General features: G+C 47.3%; 18 protein-coding genes. 10 read left to right on the top strand and 8 right to left on the bottom strand.

The genetic code is table 11. The features are described 5' to 3' along the window. Positions 1–29 precede the first annotated feature (29 nt). Entirely contained in the window at positions 30–1,466 is a 1,437-nt protein-coding gene (locus MKY44_RS27720; protein WP_341009515.1) for an alanine/glycine:cation symporter family protein, read from the bottom strand. Positions 1,467–1,795: 329 nt separating this feature from the next. On the opposite strand from MKY44_RS27720, the gene MKY44_RS27725 reads away from it, so the two are divergent. Further along, positions 1,796–2,725, top strand: a complete 930-nt coding sequence (locus tag MKY44_RS27725; protein ID WP_100528198.1) for a response regulator — start codon at positions 1,796–1,798, stop codon at positions 2,723–2,725. A 173-nt stretch (positions 2,726–2,898) separates the two neighbouring features. Here the strand turns inward: MKY44_RS27725 and MKY44_RS27730 are convergent, their stop codons facing one another. Continuing rightward, positions 2,899–3,075 (bottom strand): aspartyl-phosphate phosphatase Spo0E family protein, encoded by a 177-nt coding sequence (locus tag MKY44_RS27730; protein WP_017691636.1) that lies wholly within the window; start codon positions 3,073–3,075, stop codon positions 2,899–2,901. Positions 3,076–3,510: 435 nt separating this feature from the next. Here MKY44_RS27730 and MKY44_RS27735 point away from each other — a divergent pair, with 435 nt between their 5' ends. Both MKY44_RS27735 and MKY44_RS27740 read left to right on the top strand, forming a co-directional pair. Continuing rightward, a complete protein-coding gene (locus MKY44_RS27735; protein WP_036671640.1) occupies positions 3,511–4,134 on the top strand; it encodes an acetate uptake transporter in 624 nt (207 codons plus the stop codon). Positions 4,135–4,344: 210 nt separating this feature from the next. Beyond that, on the top strand, positions 4,345–4,857 hold the full coding sequence (locus tag MKY44_RS27740) for an acyl-CoA thioesterase (RefSeq protein ID WP_026081401.1): 513 nt from the start codon (positions 4,345–4,347) through the stop codon (positions 4,855–4,857). Positions 4,858–4,896: 39 nt separating this feature from the next. On the opposite strand, the gene MKY44_RS27745 is transcribed toward MKY44_RS27740, so the two are convergent. Both MKY44_RS27745 and MKY44_RS27750 read right to left on the bottom strand, forming a co-directional pair. After that, a complete protein-coding gene (locus MKY44_RS27745) occupies positions 4,897–5,973 on the bottom strand; it encodes an anthranilate phosphoribosyltransferase (protein WP_341009516.1) in 1,077 nt (358 codons plus the stop codon). 18 nt (positions 5,974–5,991) lie between these two features. After that, a complete protein-coding gene (locus MKY44_RS27750) occupies positions 5,992–6,585 on the bottom strand; it encodes an ANTAR domain-containing response regulator (protein ID WP_341009517.1) in 594 nt (197 codons plus the stop codon). Between the two features lie 589 nt (positions 6,586–7,174). Between MKY44_RS27750 and nirB the strand changes: the two genes are divergently transcribed. Genes nirB through cobA form a run of 4 tightly spaced genes read left to right on the top strand, consistent with a single transcriptional unit; the run spans position 7,175 to position 11,636 of the window. Beyond that, complete coding sequence (gene nirB, locus MKY44_RS27755) at positions 7,175–9,616, top strand: nitrite reductase large subunit NirB (protein ID WP_341009518.1); 2,442 nt, start codon at positions 7,175–7,177, stop codon at positions 9,614–9,616. Between the two features lie 16 nt (positions 9,617–9,632). Further along, positions 9,633–9,950 (top strand): nitrite reductase small subunit NirD, encoded by a 318-nt coding sequence (gene nirD / locus MKY44_RS27760; RefSeq protein WP_315938666.1) that lies wholly within the window; start codon positions 9,633–9,635, stop codon positions 9,948–9,950. A 37-nt stretch (positions 9,951–9,987) separates the two neighbouring features. Continuing rightward, positions 9,988–10,869 (top strand): formate/nitrite transporter family protein, encoded by an 882-nt coding sequence (locus MKY44_RS27765; protein ID WP_341009519.1) that lies wholly within the window; start codon positions 9,988–9,990, stop codon positions 10,867–10,869. Further along, positions 10,866–11,636 (top strand): uroporphyrinogen-III C-methyltransferase, encoded by a 771-nt coding sequence (gene cobA / locus MKY44_RS27770; RefSeq protein ID WP_341009521.1) that lies wholly within the window; start codon positions 10,866–10,868, stop codon positions 11,634–11,636. The genes MKY44_RS27765 and cobA overlap by 4 nt, the downstream gene beginning before the upstream one ends. Positions 11,637–11,644: 8 nt before the next feature. Here cobA and MKY44_RS27775 read toward each other — a convergent pair whose 3' ends face one another. After that, complete coding sequence (locus tag MKY44_RS27775; RefSeq protein WP_036671653.1) at positions 11,645–12,283, bottom strand: TetR/AcrR family transcriptional regulator; 639 nt, start codon at positions 12,281–12,283, stop codon at positions 11,645–11,647. Between the two features lie 195 nt (positions 12,284–12,478). On the opposite strand from MKY44_RS27775, the gene MKY44_RS27780 reads away from it, so the two are divergent. Beyond that, a complete protein-coding gene (locus tag MKY44_RS27780; RefSeq protein WP_341009523.1) occupies positions 12,479–13,246 on the top strand; it encodes an SDR family NAD(P)-dependent oxidoreductase in 768 nt (255 codons plus the stop codon). 735 nt (positions 13,247–13,981) lie between these two features. Here the strand turns inward: MKY44_RS27780 and MKY44_RS27785 are convergent. The 3 genes from MKY44_RS27785 to MKY44_RS27795 form a co-directional block, all read right to left on the bottom strand. Beyond that, entirely contained in the window at positions 13,982–14,236 is a 255-nt protein-coding gene (locus MKY44_RS27785) for a hypothetical protein (RefSeq protein ID WP_124116914.1), read from the bottom strand. Between the two features lie 200 nt (positions 14,237–14,436). Next, positions 14,437–15,786: a sensor histidine kinase gene (locus MKY44_RS27790; RefSeq protein WP_341009525.1), complete on the bottom strand. Its 1,350-nt coding sequence runs from the start codon at positions 15,784–15,786 to the stop codon at positions 14,437–14,439. After that, positions 15,786–16,463 carry a response regulator transcription factor gene (locus MKY44_RS27795; RefSeq protein ID WP_017691629.1) on the bottom strand — a complete coding sequence of 226 codons (678 nt, stop codon included), beginning with the start codon at positions 16,461–16,463 and terminating at the stop codon, positions 15,786–15,788. The genes MKY44_RS27790 and MKY44_RS27795 overlap by 1 nt, the downstream gene beginning before the upstream one ends. 254 nt (positions 16,464–16,717) lie before the next feature. Here MKY44_RS27795 and MKY44_RS27800 point away from each other — a divergent pair, with 254 nt between their 5' ends. After that, positions 16,718–17,536 (top strand): polyphosphate polymerase domain-containing protein, encoded by an 819-nt coding sequence (locus tag MKY44_RS27800; protein ID WP_341009526.1) that lies wholly within the window; start codon positions 16,718–16,720, stop codon positions 17,534–17,536. Further along, a complete protein-coding gene (locus MKY44_RS27805) occupies positions 17,529–18,209 on the top strand; it encodes a DUF4956 domain-containing protein (protein WP_221819971.1) in 681 nt (226 codons plus the stop codon). The genes MKY44_RS27800 and MKY44_RS27805 overlap by 8 nt, the downstream gene beginning before the upstream one ends. Positions 18,210–18,218 lie beyond the last annotated feature (9 nt).

Here is an 18,218-nt window from a genome sequence, read left to right on the forward strand (position 1 = left end):
TATATAACCAACTACGTTCAGATAAAATCTTAATTGGCTACATGTATTGATTTATCTCCGATAACTTCTTCTTCCGACTGCCAGCATTCCACTTCACCCGGAATATGAATCCGGTCCCGGGTAAAGACGGGATCACGACCTTCAGCCTTCTGTTTTTTGTAGTCCTTCAACGCTTCGAAAGTCACCTTGGACAGCATCAGAATTGCAATCAGGTTGACCACCACCATGAGCCCCATGAACAGGTCAGCCAAATCCCATACCAGCTGTACTTTGGCTACCGCACCAAACACCACCATCGCGATAACGCAAATGCGGTATACCCACAGCCAAACTTTGTTGGATTTGATAAACTCAATGTTGGTTTCTCCATAGTAATAATTTCCGATTAGTGTACTGAAGGCAAACAGGAACACCATAACCGCCAGGAATCCCGATGCCCATGAACCAATATGTACACTTAATGCTGCCTGAGTTAATTCAATGCCACCCAGATTGGAACCTTTGTATACCCCCGATAGCAAAATAATCATGGCTGTGCTTGTACATATCACTAACGTATCTGTCAGCACGCCAAACGCCTGAATAAGTCCCTGTTTCACTGGATGTGTTGTATCCGCCGTTGCAGCGGCATTCGGGGCGCTACCCATGCCCGCCTCATTGGAGAACAATCCACGTTTCACACCGTTCATCAGTGCAGCGCCCAACGTTCCGCCGGCAACCTGTTCGATGCCGAAGGCATTTTTGACGATCAACGCAATCATGGCCGGAAGCTGCGTAATATTCGCCAGTACAACAAAAGCCGCTACCCCAATGTACAATACAGCCAGTACAACAACGATGTATTCCGATGCTTTTGCAATCCGTTTGACACCGCCCATGATAATTCCTGCAAATATCACAGCCATAATGATACCCACCGTTAACCGATCCGTGCCAAATGAGTTTTCGAATGCAACGGTAATCGTGTTAGACTGCACCGCATTAAAGACCAAACCAAATGACAACGTAATGAGAATGGCAAATAAAATCCCCATCCAGCGTTTGCCCAACCCACGTTCCATATAATACGCCGGACCGCCGCGGAATCCGCCCTTATCCTTCACTTTATAGATCTGAGCCAACGTACTCTCCACAAAACTGGAGGCTGATCCGATAATTGCAATGATCCACATCCAGAATATAGCCCCAGGTCCACCCAGTGCGATAGCCAGTGCAATACCGGTAATATTCCCTGTACCTACACGGGCCGCCATACTAATACAGAACGCCTGAAATGGTGAAATTTTGCCTGGTTCCTTGCTTTTTGGCTCTCGAAGCACCTTTACCATATCTCCAATCATGCGGAATTGCATGAATCGGGTCTTGGTGGTGAAGTATATACCACATACTACCAATATTATAATTAACACTTTGGACCATAGAAAATCATTGAAAATGACGACAATATCTTGTATTGTTTGCTCCATCGGTATGCCCCTTTTTATGGTGTATTTCATGCACAGAGATGGTTACGCGAAAAGTTTGTACCATTCTGCACAACACTAGCCCCAGACTTCGGGATGTTACTTATACTACAAGGGCATCTACGGAAATCGACAAATACCTACATGCAATTTCTAGATTTATTTTAAAAATGGGCTTTGATCGCCCAATCATTGTCATTTAACCTGACATCTCAGGTTCTATGCAAGAAGGAAAGGAACGATTACACTGGAACGAGAGTTCATCGCGGCGTTAACCGCCTTTACCATAGATTTATCAATCACACCATTCGCAGAGAAAGGGAATGACTGACATGCGTTATTTTATCGTGGATGATGATCCTGGCGTTCGTTCCATGTTGATGGATATTATTGAGGATGAAGGCCTGGGCGATATTGCCGGGGAAGCTGAGGACGGAGCACATATTCACGCGGAACTGTTGGAACTGCATAAGGTGGATGTACTGCTGATTGATCTGCTGATGCCCCAACGAGACGGGATTCAGACTGTGCGGGCGCTTGAAGGAAGGTTTGAGGGCAAGATCGTCATGATCTCCCAGATCGAGTCGAAAAATATGATCGGAGAAGCCTATTCACTAGGCATTGAATATTATATTACGAAGCCGATTAACCGGTTAGAGATTCTATCTGTTCTGCGGCTGGTGAGCGAAAGGCTTCGGATGCAGCAGTCCATCGCAGATATCCAACGGACATTGCAGGGATTGTCCGGTTTGAATTCTACCGAACGCGCTGCGGCTCCGGTTCCGGACAAAACAATTACGACTGCAGGACATTTCCTGCTGTCCGAGATGGGCATGATCGGTGAAGCGGGTAGCAGGGATCTGCTGGACATGCTGGAATATCTGGAGCAGGTAGAGACAGATGAACATAAGCTGTCCCCCTATACGTTCCCATCCCTCAAAGACATCTTCCAGAATGTAGCGATACGTAAACTGGGAGAAGATGCCTCTCTCGCAGAGGTGAACAAGGAGATCAAGGCATCGGAACAACGTGTTCGCAGGGCCATCTTCCAGACTCTGAGCCATGTGGTTTCTCTGGGATTAACGGATTATACACATCCCAAGTTCGAGAACTATGCATCCAAATTTTTCGATTTCACCGAAATTCGCAAGAAAATGCTGGAGCTGCAAAACAATGTGGAGCCTTCCTTGTCCCAGACACGCATTAATACAAAAAAGTTCGTGCAGGTTCTATACTTGGAAGCTAAACGATTACTGCATTAAACAGATGCAAGATGGATACGATGCAAAAACAAACGGGCATGAATATTACGCCGGTCGGATACCGCCTCTTCAACTGAGGCTGTCCATACCGGCTATATTCATGCCCGTCTGTACGATCAAGCGTTACAATCTATGTGATTTGTTCCGTGTATAAAATTAAAATCGCTTTGGGTTCAGGCCCGTGAATGGTTTCGGCTAATTCGGTTATACTCATTAATCAATTCGTCCAATGCCATAGACTGCCGAATCACATCGGGATGCCCAAGACCACCCTTGTTATGCTCTACCAGCATATGAAGGTTATGTCTGGCCTTCTCTATTTTATTTTTCAAATCCAAACTCATAACCATGACCCCTGATACCTCCTTATTCTGTGAACCATTTTAGTTTTTCCTGTCAATCTATAGTTGGATTAACATATGGCATAGGAGACAAGGATGTTTTGTATTCTTCTCCAAATTTTGATAAAGATTATTTTATCACACTAGAGCTTATCCGAAAATGGCTGATATGACGCAATTTTAGTGGTATTATCGAGGGTTGGATTCTAGCGTCTGGCCACATCATTCACGGCCAAAACGGATTGTGTCGTAAATGTGTATATTGAAAATACAAAAAGTCTATTGGTTCAAAAGGTAATAAAATCCCTTTCCATAATGGGGTCATTCAGGTACAATAGGGCGATGTGTGTGTCCGGACCCGGCGGATACAAATGATGTAATTTAGAGGATGGCCAACGACGGCCATTGATCCTGATTTGATATTATTGGAGGCTTATCATCACCATGCAGACCGATTCACAGACTAAAGTCAAAATTGTTAACGCCGATCCCAGCGCAATGGGATTATTTGGGTTGGCTATCGTAACCCTGGTCGCTTCTTCCCAAAAGCTTGGCATTACAGAAGGACTTAGCTACGCTATTCCTTGGGCGATCTTCCTGGGTGCCTTTGCCCAGCTATTCGCATGCATTCAAGATTCCAAACGTAACAACACCTTTGGCACAACGGCTTTTGGCGCTTACGCATTCTTCTGGTTCGCTATGGCTGCCAACTGGATGATCAAAATGGGTGTATTTGGCTCCACACTTGCTGAACAGGCCGATGGCAAGCAGCTCGGATTTGCTTTTGCCGGATATCTCGTATTCACCCTGTTCATGACGATCGGTGCTATTGAAGCGAATAAAGTATTGCTTATCATCTTCATTCTGATTGACTTCCTGTTCCTTGGCTTGACCTTTGACGCTTTCGGCGTAGCTCCTCACATTTTCCACACCATTGCAGCATACGCTGAACTGGCGATCGGAATTGTGTCCCTGTATGGTACAGGTGCTTCGGTACTGAACGCTCACTTCGGTTATGCGTTCTTGCCAATCGGCAAACCGTCCGGCATTTTCAAGCCCAAGGCTTAATATACAGCAGTAAACCGCCAGCGCGCCGGTCCGCGCCTGGCGGTTTTTTTGCAGTACAACTTCATTTGAATATGTATCAGACCGACACCTATACTAGGGATACTAGATCAGAAATATACCCCGCAACACCTGAAATGAAATGTCACAGCAGCCATACTGTCAGGAGGAAAAAACATGAGAGAGATACCGAAACCAACGGAGATGGATCAGGTGGAGAAAAAATATGTACGCGAAACACGTTGTTTCAAGACGGCACGGGTGTTCCCAACCGATGTCAACAATCATAATACGCTATTCGGTGGGAAGCTGATGTCCTACATCGATGATATTGCATCCATCGCCGCTTCGAAGCTATGTCGGGTCAATACCGTAACAGCATCAACTGACTCGGTCGATTTCCTGTACCCGATTAATCCAACGGATTCGGTTACGCTGGAATCGTTCGCGTCCTGGACAGGACGAAGTTCCATGGAGATTTTTGTGAAAGTGATTCGAGAGGATCTGAAGACCGGAGAGAAGAAAATTGCAGCGACTGCATTTCTGACCTTTGTGGCCCTGGACGAAAATAATCGCAAACTGATCGTACCCCGCATTATCCCGGAGACGGAAGAAGAGAAGAAACTATACGAGACCGCTCCGGATCGGGCGGCCATGCGGAAACAACGGCGGGAAGAGAGCAAGAAATTCGCTGACTTCCTGACCGTTACTTATCCTTGGGAATAAACACACTAAACAATAACAAGATGGAACACCAGCATTACATTATCTGGACGATGCCGGATAGATGGACACCGCTCTGCTATCCGGCAGTTCACCACCCATGGAGATACACCACTGCTGATAGAGACGATATGCTGCACCACTCTCCAGCAATCCCTGACAAGTATATATGCCCTCTTCGATGGAATTAACACGCCCCGCCGCGTACAAGCGAAAACCTCCATTTAACAAGACCTGATTCACAAAAGCGATATGACCGTCACCGCTTAATACACTTTCCGCCACTTCAAGCTGCTTCGCAGCCGTCCAGACCAGTTCCGGCACGGGCATATCCAGTTCATAGGCTGCAGGATCAACCAGTTCCAGCTTCATATCACCGTCTTCCACGGCGTAGACGCGGGTTGGCCGATCAATATACAGATCCTCAGAACCTTCCATCCCCTGTACAACATAAGCACGACGATAGTTAAACCGGGTGAGCAACTTCGCAATCCGATCCAGAAAGGTATTATGAAATACACCAAACACCAAATACGCTGAATGGTTATAATCAATCAGTTTCTCTGCTGTGTTAAACACCGTTCGAAAACCCAACTCTTCCCGTAACGGACGAAGCTTACGGAGAGGTGCGCACCAATCCTCGGAAGACACGTACATGACACCCGAACGCAATGCAGCGCTCCGGGCATCTTCCCGATCCATCTTGTGTGTATCAATTCCCACTTCCTTCAAAAGTACCGACAACGTGACGCCCCACTTGGGTGGTAAAGGATCACTCCCGTGCAAAGTCACCGGCAACCCGGCCGCCGCGAGTACAAATGCAACCGGAAACGTGGCTATGAACGACTTTGTCCGTCCATCATAAGGACCCGCACAGTCCAATCCATCCTGAAATATGGAGAAACGTTCCGCACTGTTACGACAAGCATGAACAAAGGCTTCCAGTTCCTCGACATTTTCCATTTTCATACGTTCAGCCATTAGAAACGCAGCCGTCTGGGCAGGGGAAACCTCCTGTTTCAGGATTTTCTCTGCTACGGTCAGTGCCTCTGTATAATTCAGATCACGCGAGCCTCGTTTCCCACGTCCGACCTCTCGGAGTATCTGAGACATATCCATGGAGAATCCTCCTTCCAATTAAGACTGGAGCAGTTGATGGGCCTTCACAATCGCTGTGGCTACATCGACCATCCGTTTGCGTTCATCCATCGCTTTCTTGCGTAACAGGTCATAGGCTTCGGCCTCCGAGACCTGCTTCAGATCACTAAGGATAGCCTTCGCCATATCAATCCACTTCCGATCCTCCAGCCTGGATTGCAACTGCTTCCGTTCCTGCTCCCACTGTTTGCGTTCCATGTAGCGCCTGGCTGCAAAGTGAAGAGTCCAGTGAATCTCGGGCCCGGTCATGGATGGTGTAAGTATTCCATCAAATGAGGTTTCGACCTCGCAAGATTCTGCGGAGGAAGAGGCTGTATCTGGCGCGCACCACCAAAGCAGCGGTGATTCCGACTTCCCCTTTCCCAGGCAGTTCACCCAGTACTCCACATCAGCCAGCGACAGATGCAAAATGGACGCTTCGGCTGCACGAGCTAGCTTCACCGCTTCCGCCTCACTGTCCGCCACCTGTACATGGTACCCGTTTGCTCCCAGTAGCCTCTCCGGTGTCAGAGGGATTGCATCGGATGAGGCAGCTATCGTTGGTTGAACACGGATGACCAATAAAGATCGCATGATGGATCAATCCCTCCCTATTGCGTATAATCAGAGTCCACATCATTTAATACGTTAATACACGAAAGCAATAAACATGTTACATTACCTAACAAAAATTAAGTGGTGATGATTATGCGTCTTATTTTCAACATTAGAATGATCTTTTCATGCCTCATCATGTTGCAATAAAAAAGGGTGAAACACTATACATGACACCTTTTCTACAATATTTATCGTATCCAGCGCGCTATCGTTATCTAAATCCTTCAAACTAAGAAGATATACTCGTAAAACTTCGTCGTCCATTCGATATTCCAATAAACTCATGTAAACATAATTAACTTTAAATTTCAAATACTTTTTTATGTTAACTATCTTGACATGATTAGATCGATCTTTTATAGTTAAGCCATAACAACTCCATATTTGAATCGATCACAGTTACAACGGCGTAGCTGGTTGAAACGGCAATGAAGCCTGTTTTGCAATCTCGGAGCAAGGGATGCGTATGTATATGCGCAGTCCTCCGAGGCATAACAGGCTTTTTCGATTTTAGAGACAAGGTTTCGAGGCAGTTTGCAGAATGGACCTAAGGGGGCTAATCATAATGAGTACAACGAAAAAACTGGTGCTGGTCGGCAATGGCATGGCGGGAATCCGCACAATCGAACATATCCTTAAGCTTGCTCCACACGCTTATGAAATTACAGTCTTCGGCGCAGAGCCGCATCCCAACTACAACCGGATCATGTTATCTTCTGTACTGGCTGGCGGAACATCCATCGAAGATATCGTAATCAATGAGTGGAGCTGGTACGAAGATAACGGCATTCGGGTGTACCCGGGTGACCCGGTCGTTCAGATCGATACCAAGCACAAGGAAGTTGTATCTCAAAATGGTGTACGCGCAGCCTATGATGAGCTGATTATGGCAACCGGTTCACAAGCGTTCATCCTCCCGCTTCCCGGCGCTAACAAGGAAGGCGTTATCGGATTCCGAGATATTAAAGACTGCGAGACCATGATGGCAGCATCACAAAAGTATCGCAAAGCTGCCGTCATTGGAGGTGGATTGCTAGGACTGGAAGCAGCGCGGGGGCTGCTCAATCTGGGCATGGACGTCACGGTCATCCATATTAACGGCCATCTGATGGACCGGAACCTGGATTTGCCAGCAGGCCTGATGCTCCAGCGTGAGCTTGAAGAACAAGGCATGAAGTTCCTTTTGAACAAACATACCGAAGAAATCACAGGCAAACATCGAGTAAAATCCATTCGTTTCACTGATCAAACGGTACTTGAAGCGGATCTGGTTGTCATGGCTGTCGGGATTCGCCCTCAGATTGAACTGGCTCGCAATACCGGCCTCGATGTGAATCGTGGAGTCATTGTAGATGATTATATGCATACCAGCATCCCTGGTATCTCTGCCGTCGGCGAATGTGCAGAACACCGCGGTATTGCCTACGGACTGGTTGCTCCATTATATGAACAAGGTATGGTGCTCGCGAAACGCCTGGCTGGCGCGGCAACCGAAGGATACGAAGGTTCAGTCACTTCTACCAAACTGAAAGTATCCAGTGTGGAAGTATTCTCTGCCGGACAATTCAAAGACGCTGCGGACACTCGCAGCATTCGTATTCAGGATGACGTTGATGGTGTGTACAAAAAGATGGTGATCAAAGACGGACAGCTGATTGGAGCTGTATTGTTCGGGGATACCACGGATGGCGCATCGCTGTTTTCCCTCATTAAGAGTGGTGAGAACATCAGCGGTCGGGAGAAAGAAATTTTGCTCGGTGTACCTTCCGGTGGTTCAGGCTCGGGTCCATCTGTCGCAGAACGAATGGCGAGTATGCCGGATGACGAGATCGTCTGTGGTTGTAACGGTGTGACCAAAGCTTCCATTGGAGACGCCGTTCTGAATAAAGGCTGTAATACACTCGGTGCAATCAAATCCTGTACCAAAGCTTCCGCTTCTTGCGGTGGGTGCAAACCTATTATCGAAAACCTGCTCACATATTATGCCGGCGATAATGTAGGTGAACAGACCAAAGAAGGCATCTGTGGCTGTACATCCTATGATCGGGATGAGATTGTTGCACAGATCAAGGAGATGGGACTCAAAAGCGTCAAGGAAGTCATGAATGTTCTCGGTTGGAATGAACCGGAAGGCTGCTCCAAGTGCCGCCCTTCCCTCAACTATTATCTCGGGATGATCTGGCCGGCTGAATACACAGATGAGCGTGTATCCAAATTCACCAATGAACGTTATCACGCCAACATCCAGAAGGACGGTACCTACTCCGTTATTCCACGGATCTATGGTGGTGTCACTTCCCCGGCCGAATTGATTAAGATTGCTACTGTCGCAGAGAAATACGATGTGCCATTGGTGAAATTCACGGGTGGACAACGACTCGATCTGCTTGGTGTACAGAAGGAGAACTTGCCAAAGATCTGGGAAGAACTCGATATGCCTTCCGGTTTTGGTTATGGCAAGGCGCTTCGTACGGTGAAGACTTGTGTAGGTAATACGTTCTGCCGATTCGGCACACAAGATTCCATTGATATGGGTATTCGTCTGGAGAAAAAACTCGACAAGATGGTGGCTCCAGCCAAAGTGAAACTCGCTGTCTCTGGATGTCCGCGGAACTGTGCTGAAGCGACTATCAAGGATCTGGGTGTTGTCGCCATTGATGGCGCTTGGGAGATTCATGTTGGCGGTAACGCGGGAGTCAAGGTTCGTGCAGCCGAGTTGCTATGTACGGTGAAGACCGATGCGGAAGTGGAAGAGTGGACTTACTCTTACCTGCAATATTATAGAGAGAATGCAAAATGGAATGAGAGAACAGCGGCATGGATTGAACGGGTAGGTCTGGATCATGTGAAGAAAGCATTGGCTGATCGGGATGTACGTCTCGCTCTGGTAGAACGTCTGGAAGTTACACTGGGTCACACGGTTGATCCTTGGAAAGAAATCATTCAAGACGAGAAATTGCGTAAAAACTTCACCCCACTGTCCGGTGCCGAGCCGGTAACCCACTAGAAGAGGAGGAACAGCGATGAACAAATTCCGGATTGGACACCTTGCAGATATTGATGAAAAGGGAGCACGGACCTTCCTGATACAGGATACCGAAATTGCAGTCTTCAAACTGAGCGACGGAAGTCTGCACGCCATCGAGAATCGCTGCCCTCACAAGGGCGGCAAGCTGTCGGAAGGCATGGTGTGCGGGACAGCGGTTCATTGTCCTTTGCATGATTGGAAGATTGATCTGCGTAATGGTAAGGTACACGAGCCGGATGAAGGCTGCCTGAACACCTACAAAACAGAAGTGGACGGCAACAGCGGGGAAATATACATCACAATTGCGGGTTAAAGGCTAGAAATACCCTGACATCAAGGAGGCGTGCGCTATGGATTTTGTTAAACCTGCAGAAGTGCTGCAATCGATGGTCGAAGCTGGTGAGAGCAAAGCCAGAATGAATCGGGTACAGATGCTGATCCGCGGTTTTCTGGCGGGGGCTATCCTTGCCTTTGCAACCACACTGGCATATACCGCTGTATCTCAAACTTCCGTTGGTTTGGCAGGTGCACTGATCTTCCCGGCGGGATTTGTCATCATTATTCTGCTGGGTCTCGAATTGGTGACAGGAAACTTTGCGATGCTTCCACTTGCAGTGTTGAAACGTAGAATTACATGGATGGATATGCTCCGGAATTATTTTTGGGTGATCACAGGACATCTGCTCGGATGTGCATTCTATGCTCTCTTATACGGCTTGACCATTACCAAGATGGGTACGGATATGAGCAACCCTCTAATTCAAACGCTGATCCAGACCAGTGAAACCAAAACATTGGGATATCAGCACTTGGGTGGGGCTGGCATTGTACTGGTCACCATCAAAGCCATTCTATGTAACTGGATGGTCACACTCGGGGCAGTGATGGCAATGACGTCCACTTCTACACTGGGCAAAATCGTAGCGATGTGGCTGCCCATTACCATATTTTTCGCTCAGGGATTTGAGCACGCTGTGGTAAATATGTTCGTCATTCCGGCAGGCATGATGCTTGGTGCTCAAGTCAGTCTCGCTGACTGGTGGCTGTGGAATCAGATCCCGGTGTTGGTGGGCAATCTCATTGGCGGAGCTGTATTTACAGGCCTCGGTCTATATGCTGCACACCACTGGGGAAATCCGGTGAAACTATCGACGAAACTGGCAACCATTCAGGGTGGTCGTTCAGGATTAGCAAGTTCCGATGCTGCACCGAAACTGGGGACACGATCATGAGCCGGGGCCTGGTTAGTATTGTTGGCGCTGGTCCTGGAGATCCGGATCTGATTACGGTAAAAGCCCTGAAACGTATTCAGTCCGCAGATGTCATTATGTATGATCGGCTTGTGAATGATCAATTGCTCGCTGAGGCTCGTGAAGGAGCACTCCGTATCTACTGCGGCAAGGCGCCGGGCCTTCACTCCATGAGTCAGGAGATGATTGGACGGATGCTGGCTGCACATGCAGCGGAAGGCAAACAAGTTGTACGACTCAAGGGTGGCGATCCATTTATCTTTGGCCGTGGTGGTGAAGAAGCGCTTGTGCTGGCGGAAGCGGGCATTCCATTTGAAATCATTCCCGGCATCACTTCGGCTGTAGGTGCATCCGCTTCCTCCCTTATTCCGTTAACCCATCGTGGGATTGCTTCATCCTTCGCATGTGTCACGGGAACCGGCAGTGATGGAAGTGTATCTTCGGTCCGCTGGGATCTACTCGCTCATAGTGTGGACACACTGGTCATCTACATGGGCATTAGCCAACTGCCCCATATCCAACATGAATTGCTTCACCATGGCAAAAGTGGACACACCCCTGCGGCTCTAATCGAACGAGGAACCACTTCGGAGGAACGGATTATTACCGGCACACTTGCCGAACTCCATTCCCTCGCCAAGTCGCATAAAGTGAATAATCCGGCATTAATCATGATTGGCGAGTCGGTCCTGATCCGCCAACAGCTGCTTCAGATGCAACAGGCCGCTAATGCCTCCATGACAGGGTAATCCGGTACTTAATCCAACAGCATACGCTCGTGAATAGTCCGACCCTTCTGCCCTGGTTCAATCAGCAGACGGGTCGGTTTGATGTTAATCAGTGCCGTAAGCTGCTCTCCCATATAATGCGCAGAATATTTGAATCCAATCTCCGCCCAATGCATGATTACACCTACCGTTGCAGATACCAGATAACTTAACATGATGTCGTAATTAATCGTCCACTCACTATCCTCGGTCACCAATACAAAATCTTCGGTTAGATACGTTCTGAACATATTGCACAGACGGGAACTCATATCGGAATGCATCGTTATTAATGCACGAAAGATATCCTGATGGGCTTCAATATATTCGAATACAGGCATCGTGGATGGCAGCAACACAGTCATGTCCACTTCTTTAAGCTGTGCGTATGGTTCTGCATAAGCTCGCCCCACTCCCTGCATGAAATCATCCAGAATGAACTGCAACAACTCCGGTTTGCCGGGAAAATGTAAATAGAAGGTTCCCCGGTTGTAATCCGCCCGTTCCGTAATATCCCGGATTGTGAGGGCATCCGCTCCCTTTTCTAATATCAAAGAAACCGCCGCAGCGATGATCGCATCCTGCGTTCTTCGTGCTCTCCGGTCCTGAGGATGTTCAATAATCAACATTTTCGCCTCCTTTGTTCATTATTGTAATAAAAATAAACACCGCTTACACCTCTGTCCGATAGCTGACATATGCGCTGTCAATGATTATTGTCACACGGCTATGTATATCTTAACATTGAGACAGGAAAGATAGACGACAGGTTGAAACTTTTTTTGAGAAATACCTGCCAATAATGAATAAGGAGCGAATATATCATGAGTACATCTTATACACATACAGCCGTTATTACAGGAGCAGCCGGGGGCATTGGTAAAGAATTGGCACGCCGCCTTGCTGAGCGCAAAATCAACTTGGTTCTGGTGGACCTGAATGAAGAAGCTATCCAACAGACGATTACTGATCTGAACCTCGACAAAGAGCACGTCATCGCCGTAAAAGCGAACGTATCCCAAGAAGCAGACGTGAAAAACTATGTGCAAAAAGCATTGAATGCTTTTGGCCGAATCGATTATTTTGCCAACAATGCCGGGATTGAAGGTCCAACAGGACTGATCGAAGACCTGAGTGTTGAAGCACTCGACACCGTATATAACGTCAACATTCGTGGGGTATTCCTGGGTCTGCAAAATGTCATTCCAGTGATGAAAAAACAAAAATCCGGTGCGATTCTTAATACCTCTTCCCTCGCGGGTCTGATGGGTGCACCTGCTGTATCTCCATATATTATGTCCAAACATGCCGTGGTTGGTCTCACGCGTACCGCTGCAAATGAACTGGCACCTTATAATATCCGGGTTAACGCTGTATTGCCAGGCACAATCAACACACGTATGATGCGCCAGATCGAAGCTAATTCCGGTAACGTGGAAGACTACCAGTCCGCAACTGTGTCCGCCATTCCAATGGGTCGCTATGGTGAACCAGAAGAAGTCGCTGCGGTGATGAACTTCCTGTTGTCCGAAGAAGCATCCTATGTAACAGCTTCCCTCTACACTGTAGATGGCGGTATGATGGGTCAATAAGAAGCTGTAAACTGTGGGATTGATAGGGATTTCCTAAAAATCTCACCTTACAGCGATGTCCAATAGAGACTGTAGGGCAAACAGATGAGTGATGCGGTGAGGTTGTCCGATAGGTCAACACTCATCGAACTGTACTCATAGCGAGACTCGACAAATGATCCGATATAGTGGTCAGGTCCGATAGAACTTCAAGTCCATCCTTAGAAAAGTTATACCGACAGGTGTTCCCGAAGGAATGCCTGGTCGCTACAATCTAAAAAAGGCCTCAACACCACAGTATTGTGGAGTTGAGGTCTTTTTTATAGTACAACACTTGCCATGCATTAGGCTGCATCTGTGAATTTTCACTTTTGAAACGCCATTTAACGCCTCGTTGCACCTTGTGGTTACTCTAAGTTACTCTAACGAACCTAGGGCACCTTATTTCGGCTAAAAGCGCTTATTTCCCGAACTAACGAATCTCAGACACGCTAATTCCGCGGAAATGCTGCAATTGCACCGAAAAGTCCTAAAATCCAGAGAATAACGCGTCTCAGATTCGTTACATTCCCAAACGAGCGAGAAATACCTGGATAGCGCGTATCAGGTTCGTTAGATTTTACCCGGATCACAGAAAGGCTTAATCGCTGGACTGAACACCTTTGCACACCAATAATCTAGCCCCTCATGCGCCGATCATCGATACAATTTCATTAAACATTACGCCACAGCCCAAGCTCCAAATCTACACTTAACTTAATCTACGTATCCCGCGTGACCCTTGTCCATCAAGTAGTCCATCTCAGCATCCAGGATGCTTTCCACGGTCAACTCATCCAGCTTCACATCTTTGCGACTAAGGATATAGTCAGCCAGATCATCGCCATCAATATCGACATCGTTGCCTTTGGCATTCTCATGCGCCTTGTTGATGTACGCTTGCTCATGCTTCAGCACAAGAGCGATATTCGCTTGGCTTGCCTTCGTTTTATCTGCAATATATTGCATCATTTCTTGTTCATTAATTGCGTTTGCTTCTGCCACGTTCAGTCATCTCCTTGATTCATACATACTGTTGCCATTGTAGCATAGGTTAACCCATTACAGGCAGAACTTATGCCTGGCTAACGATTATTGAGCTGTAGCGAAGGGACAGTGTTGAGCCGAAACGTAGGTAGCATTTTTTCATACGCCGACTCATCACTCTGCCCCTACGACAACCGCACGTAAAATGTAGCACCCTCTCCCACTACGCTTCGAGCATACACCTCTCCTTTGTGCTGATCCACAATGGAACGAGCAATCGCCAGCCCCAGACCATGCCCACCATGCTTGCGGGCTCTTGAAGAATCCGTACGATAGAATCGATCGAAGATCCGATCCAGATGTTCCAGTGCAATGCCTTCACCTGTGTTGGACACGGCCAGCACGACATCATTATTCTGTTTCTGGAGGGTGACGTTTACGGCCCCTTTTGGACCGGAATACTTCACAGCATTATCGAGCAGGATCAGAATGACCTGTTTGATCTGCTCACTGTTCCCATGAACCGTAAGATTCGGCTCAATGTTGTAATCAAGGGAGATGTTTTTCTCAAAAATAACGGCCTCCATCGGCAAAATAATACTCTCTACCGCATCACTCATATTAAACTTCGCATGAATCATCGTAGAGCGTGAGTCATCCATCTGTGTCAGATAGAGCAGATCATTCGTAAGTCCGGTCATGCGCTCGGTTTCCGACTTAATATAGTGAAGCCACTTCGCCTGGTTTGCTATGGTATCGTCCTGATTCGCAAGCAGTACGTCGGCATTGGTATTGATAATCGCCAGAGGTGTCTTCAGCTCATGCGAAGCATCACCGATGAATTGTTTTTGCTTCTCAAACGCTTCCCTGACCGGTGCAATAGAGCGATTCGCAAAATAACGGCTCAGGAAGTAGATCACAATCAACATGACTAGTCCAACAATAGCAAATGTATAGATCAGATTCGTCAGAATGCCTTGTTGTGCCGTCACATCAATAAATACGATCATGTGCCCGTCACCGCTCGGATCAACCACATAGGCCCAATCCGTTCCATCCAGCGCAAATTGCCCCGTCTGCCGTTCCGAATCACCCACTTTATTCTGGTCAACCTTTTGCAACGCCTCGGTGTAGAACGTATCTTCCATATCAAATCGGGAATGTGTATCCGTAATCTTCCACTGATCATCCGTCTTAATCATGAACGAAACGGAACGTGCAGGTGGTGAGTTGGGATCACCTCCCGGTCCTCCATTATCACCACCCATGGCATCGGAGGGAAACGAATCTGAACCGGAACTTGAACCTGAGCCTGTACTACCACCTGTACCGGAACCCTGCCCTTCTCCGCGCGGCATCTTGGATGAATTATAAGGACTGTGATAGAAATCAGATACCTTGTACAGCTCCATACTCGTCTCACGTTGCACATTTTGGTACGTAATTGTATAGATCGTCGCAAATGCCACCAGCATCATAATAGATATGGACACCAGGTTCACGATCAGGAATCGATTTCGGAGTTTCTTGAACATCAGGACGTCACCTCAAGCACGTACCCCACACCCCGAATCGTGTTAATGCGGACAGCAGAGTTCAGGAAGGTTAACTTTTTGCGTAAAAACGAGATGTACACCTCCACATTGTTATACTCCACTTCCGAATCAAATCCCCATAACTTCTCAATAATTTGCTCTTTGGAGGTAATCGCCTGTTTGCGGGCAATCAACAGCTCCAGCAGTTCATTCTCCTTCAGATTCAGCTTAATCTCCTTACCCTGAACGCTCAGCTTCAACTGGGTTGTATTAAGCTCAATGTCGCCAAACTTCAGTCCATCCTCGGGAACCACTTCGCCCTTCCGTCGTAAGGCTGCACGAATACGGGCCAGCAATTCCTCTGTGGCAAAGGGCTTGGCGATATAATCATCGGCACCATAATCGAGGCCTGTGACTTTGTCCGATAGTTCACCTTTCGCAGTAAGCAGAATGACAGGGGTATGATTGCCTTCACTGCGGAGTTTCTTCAGGACGGTGATCCCGTCCATCTCCGGCATCATGATGTCGAGTAGTAACAGGTCGTAGATGCCGCTCTGCGCATAATCGAATCCTGATCTGCCGTCGTGGACCATGTCCACGGAGTAGTTGTTTTTTTTCAAAATCTGCGATACAGCCTCTGCCAAATGAACCTCATCTTCCGCAATTAATATTCTCATCATCTATTCATTCCTCTGCTTGAATTATTCGTCTTCATTAAACTCTTTATGATATCACCTATTCTACCAATTAAACCTTGAATCAATCTTAATTCATTTTGTGCATGCGAACTATTATAGGAAGGTAAAAAAATGTTAACGCAATGTAAAACCATTTAAGATTCATTCAAGGTTGGGGCTCTAAGATACAGACATGGAAGCAATACACGATGCAACAAAACATACAACCCACCAACGAAAGGAATGAGTCCCACATGGCTATTGAAGTATTCAACCGATATGAGAGCAAGTACCTTCTGACGGATGAGCAGTACGCACATTTCTACAATGACCTGCTGAAATACATGGAACTGGATGCCTACAACAAGAAACATGAGTACTACTCCATCAGCAACCTGTACTTCGACACTCCGCAGGATTCACTGATTCGCGCCAGTCTCTCCAAACCAAAATACAAGGAGAAGCTGAGACTACGGGCTTATGGAATCCCTGAAGAGAATGCCAAAGTGTATCTGGAGATCAAAAAGAAAGTCTTCGGCCTGGTGAACAAGCGCAGAACAGCTTTGAAGCTGGATGAAGCTTATGAATTCGTCCGTTCGGGAGAGGCACCGGAGCTGGCGGATTACATGAACAAACAAGTTGTTGAAGAGATCAAATATTTCCTTCGGGTATACGATCTGGAACCAAAAGTGTATCTGGCGTATGAACGCAAAGCGCTTTTCGACAAGAACAGCCGCGATCTCCGCATTACCTTTGACACCAACATCCGCAGCCGCAGATACGATCTGAAGCTGGAACAGGGAGATTACGGTGAACCGCTGGTGAAGGACGGTCGATGGCTGATGGAAGTGAAAGCCGAGAAAACCGTTCCGATGTGGCTGTCACAACTGCTCTCCGAACATGGACTGTACCGTACCGGATTCTCTAAATACGGCAACGAGTTCAGACATCTCGCGAGAACAACCAACCTGAATTACCAGACAGAGCGCATTCTTGTACCAGGTACCGATTTCAACCCATCCATAGAACAAGATAAAACGATTATAGAAAGAGAGCGTGTCCTATATGCTTGATTCACTGTTCAGTTCAGCCCTAACCGATACCAACCTGACGTTTAACAACGCTGTAATCACCATTGGTCTTGCCATCATTCTGGGATTGGTCATCAGCCTTACCTACATGAAGACTAACCAAAACACATACTCCCAAAGCTTCACCTTAACGATGGTTGTCCTGCCCGTCATTGTCGCCATCATCATCCTGCTCATCGGTAGCAACATCGCTCGAGCATTCAGCTTGGCAGGTGCCTTCTCCATCATTCGTTTCCGCAGTGCACCTGGTGATCCGAAGGACATTGCTTATGTATTGTTTACGATGGCTTCCGGTCTGGCCTGCGGTGTAGGCGCTTTTGGATACGCGGTGTTGTTCACCATTATCCTGTGTGTACTGATGTTTGTCCTGAGTCGCTTCAACTTCGGCGGCAAGAAAAGTCAGCTGAAAACGCTGAAAGTCACCATTCCCGAAAACTTGAGTTATGAAGAAGCCCTTAATGAAGTGTTCCATACATTCAACGTACCTTTTGATCTGAAAAAAATCAGAACGACCGAACTCGGCAGTCTGTATGAGCTGGTCTACAGTGTAACCATTCACGAAAGTGTTAGCCAAAAGGAATTCCTCGATGCAATCCGTACCCGGAACGGCAACCTGGATATCTCGTTAACCATGAGTCCAACAACGGAATATTAATTTTTAAAT

The organism is Paenibacillus sp. FSL R7-0026, assembly GCF_038004485.1.
Lineage (GTDB): Bacteria > Bacillota > Bacilli > Paenibacillales > Paenibacillaceae > Paenibacillus > Paenibacillus xylanexedens_A.

Bases quoted from the DNA above. Each gene is read 5' to 3' on its own strand.
- MKY44_RS27720 (WP_341009515.1), bottom strand. From the start codon at position 1,466: ATGGAGCAAACAATACAAGATATTGTCGTCATTTTCAATGATTTTCTA.
- MKY44_RS27725 (WP_100528198.1), top strand. From the start codon at position 1,796: ATGCGTTATTTTATCGTGGATGATGATCCTGGCGTTCGTTCCATGTTG.
- MKY44_RS27730 (WP_017691636.1), bottom strand. From the start codon at position 3,075: ATGGTTATGAGTTTGGATTTGAAAAATAAAATAGAGAAGGCCAGACAT.
- MKY44_RS27735 (WP_036671640.1), top strand. From the start codon at position 3,511: ATGCAGACCGATTCACAGACTAAAGTCAAAATTGTTAACGCCGATCCC.
- MKY44_RS27745 (WP_341009516.1), bottom strand. From the start codon at position 5,973: ATGGATATGTCTCAGATACTCCGAGAGGTCGGACGTGGGAAACGAGGC.
- MKY44_RS27750 (WP_341009517.1), bottom strand. From the start codon at position 6,585: ATGCGATCTTTATTGGTCATCCGTGTTCAACCAACGATAGCTGCCTCA.
- nirB (WP_341009518.1), top strand. From the start codon at position 7,175: ATGAGTACAACGAAAAAACTGGTGCTGGTCGGCAATGGCATGGCGGGA.
- nirD (WP_315938666.1), top strand. From the start codon at position 9,633: ATGAACAAATTCCGGATTGGACACCTTGCAGATATTGATGAAAAGGGA.
- MKY44_RS27765 (WP_341009519.1), top strand. From the start codon at position 9,988: ATGGATTTTGTTAAACCTGCAGAAGTGCTGCAATCGATGGTCGAAGCT.
- cobA (WP_341009521.1), top strand. From the start codon at position 10,866: ATGAGCCGGGGCCTGGTTAGTATTGTTGGCGCTGGTCCTGGAGATCCG.
- MKY44_RS27775 (WP_036671653.1), bottom strand. From the start codon at position 12,283: ATGTTGATTATTGAACATCCTCAGGACCGGAGAGCACGAAGAACGCAG.
- MKY44_RS27780 (WP_341009523.1), top strand. From the start codon at position 12,479: ATGAGTACATCTTATACACATACAGCCGTTATTACAGGAGCAGCCGGG.
- MKY44_RS27785 (WP_124116914.1), bottom strand. From the start codon at position 14,236: ATGATGCAATATATTGCAGATAAAACGAAGGCAAGCCAAGCGAATATC.
- MKY44_RS27790 (WP_341009525.1), bottom strand. From the start codon at position 15,786: ATGTTCAAGAAACTCCGAAATCGATTCCTGATCGTGAACCTGGTGTCC.
- MKY44_RS27795 (WP_017691629.1), bottom strand. From the start codon at position 16,463: ATGAGAATATTAATTGCGGAAGATGAGGTTCATTTGGCAGAGGCTGTA.
- MKY44_RS27800 (WP_341009526.1), top strand. From the start codon at position 16,718: ATGGCTATTGAAGTATTCAACCGATATGAGAGCAAGTACCTTCTGACG.
- MKY44_RS27805 (WP_221819971.1), top strand. From the start codon at position 17,529: ATGCTTGATTCACTGTTCAGTTCAGCCCTAACCGATACCAACCTGACG.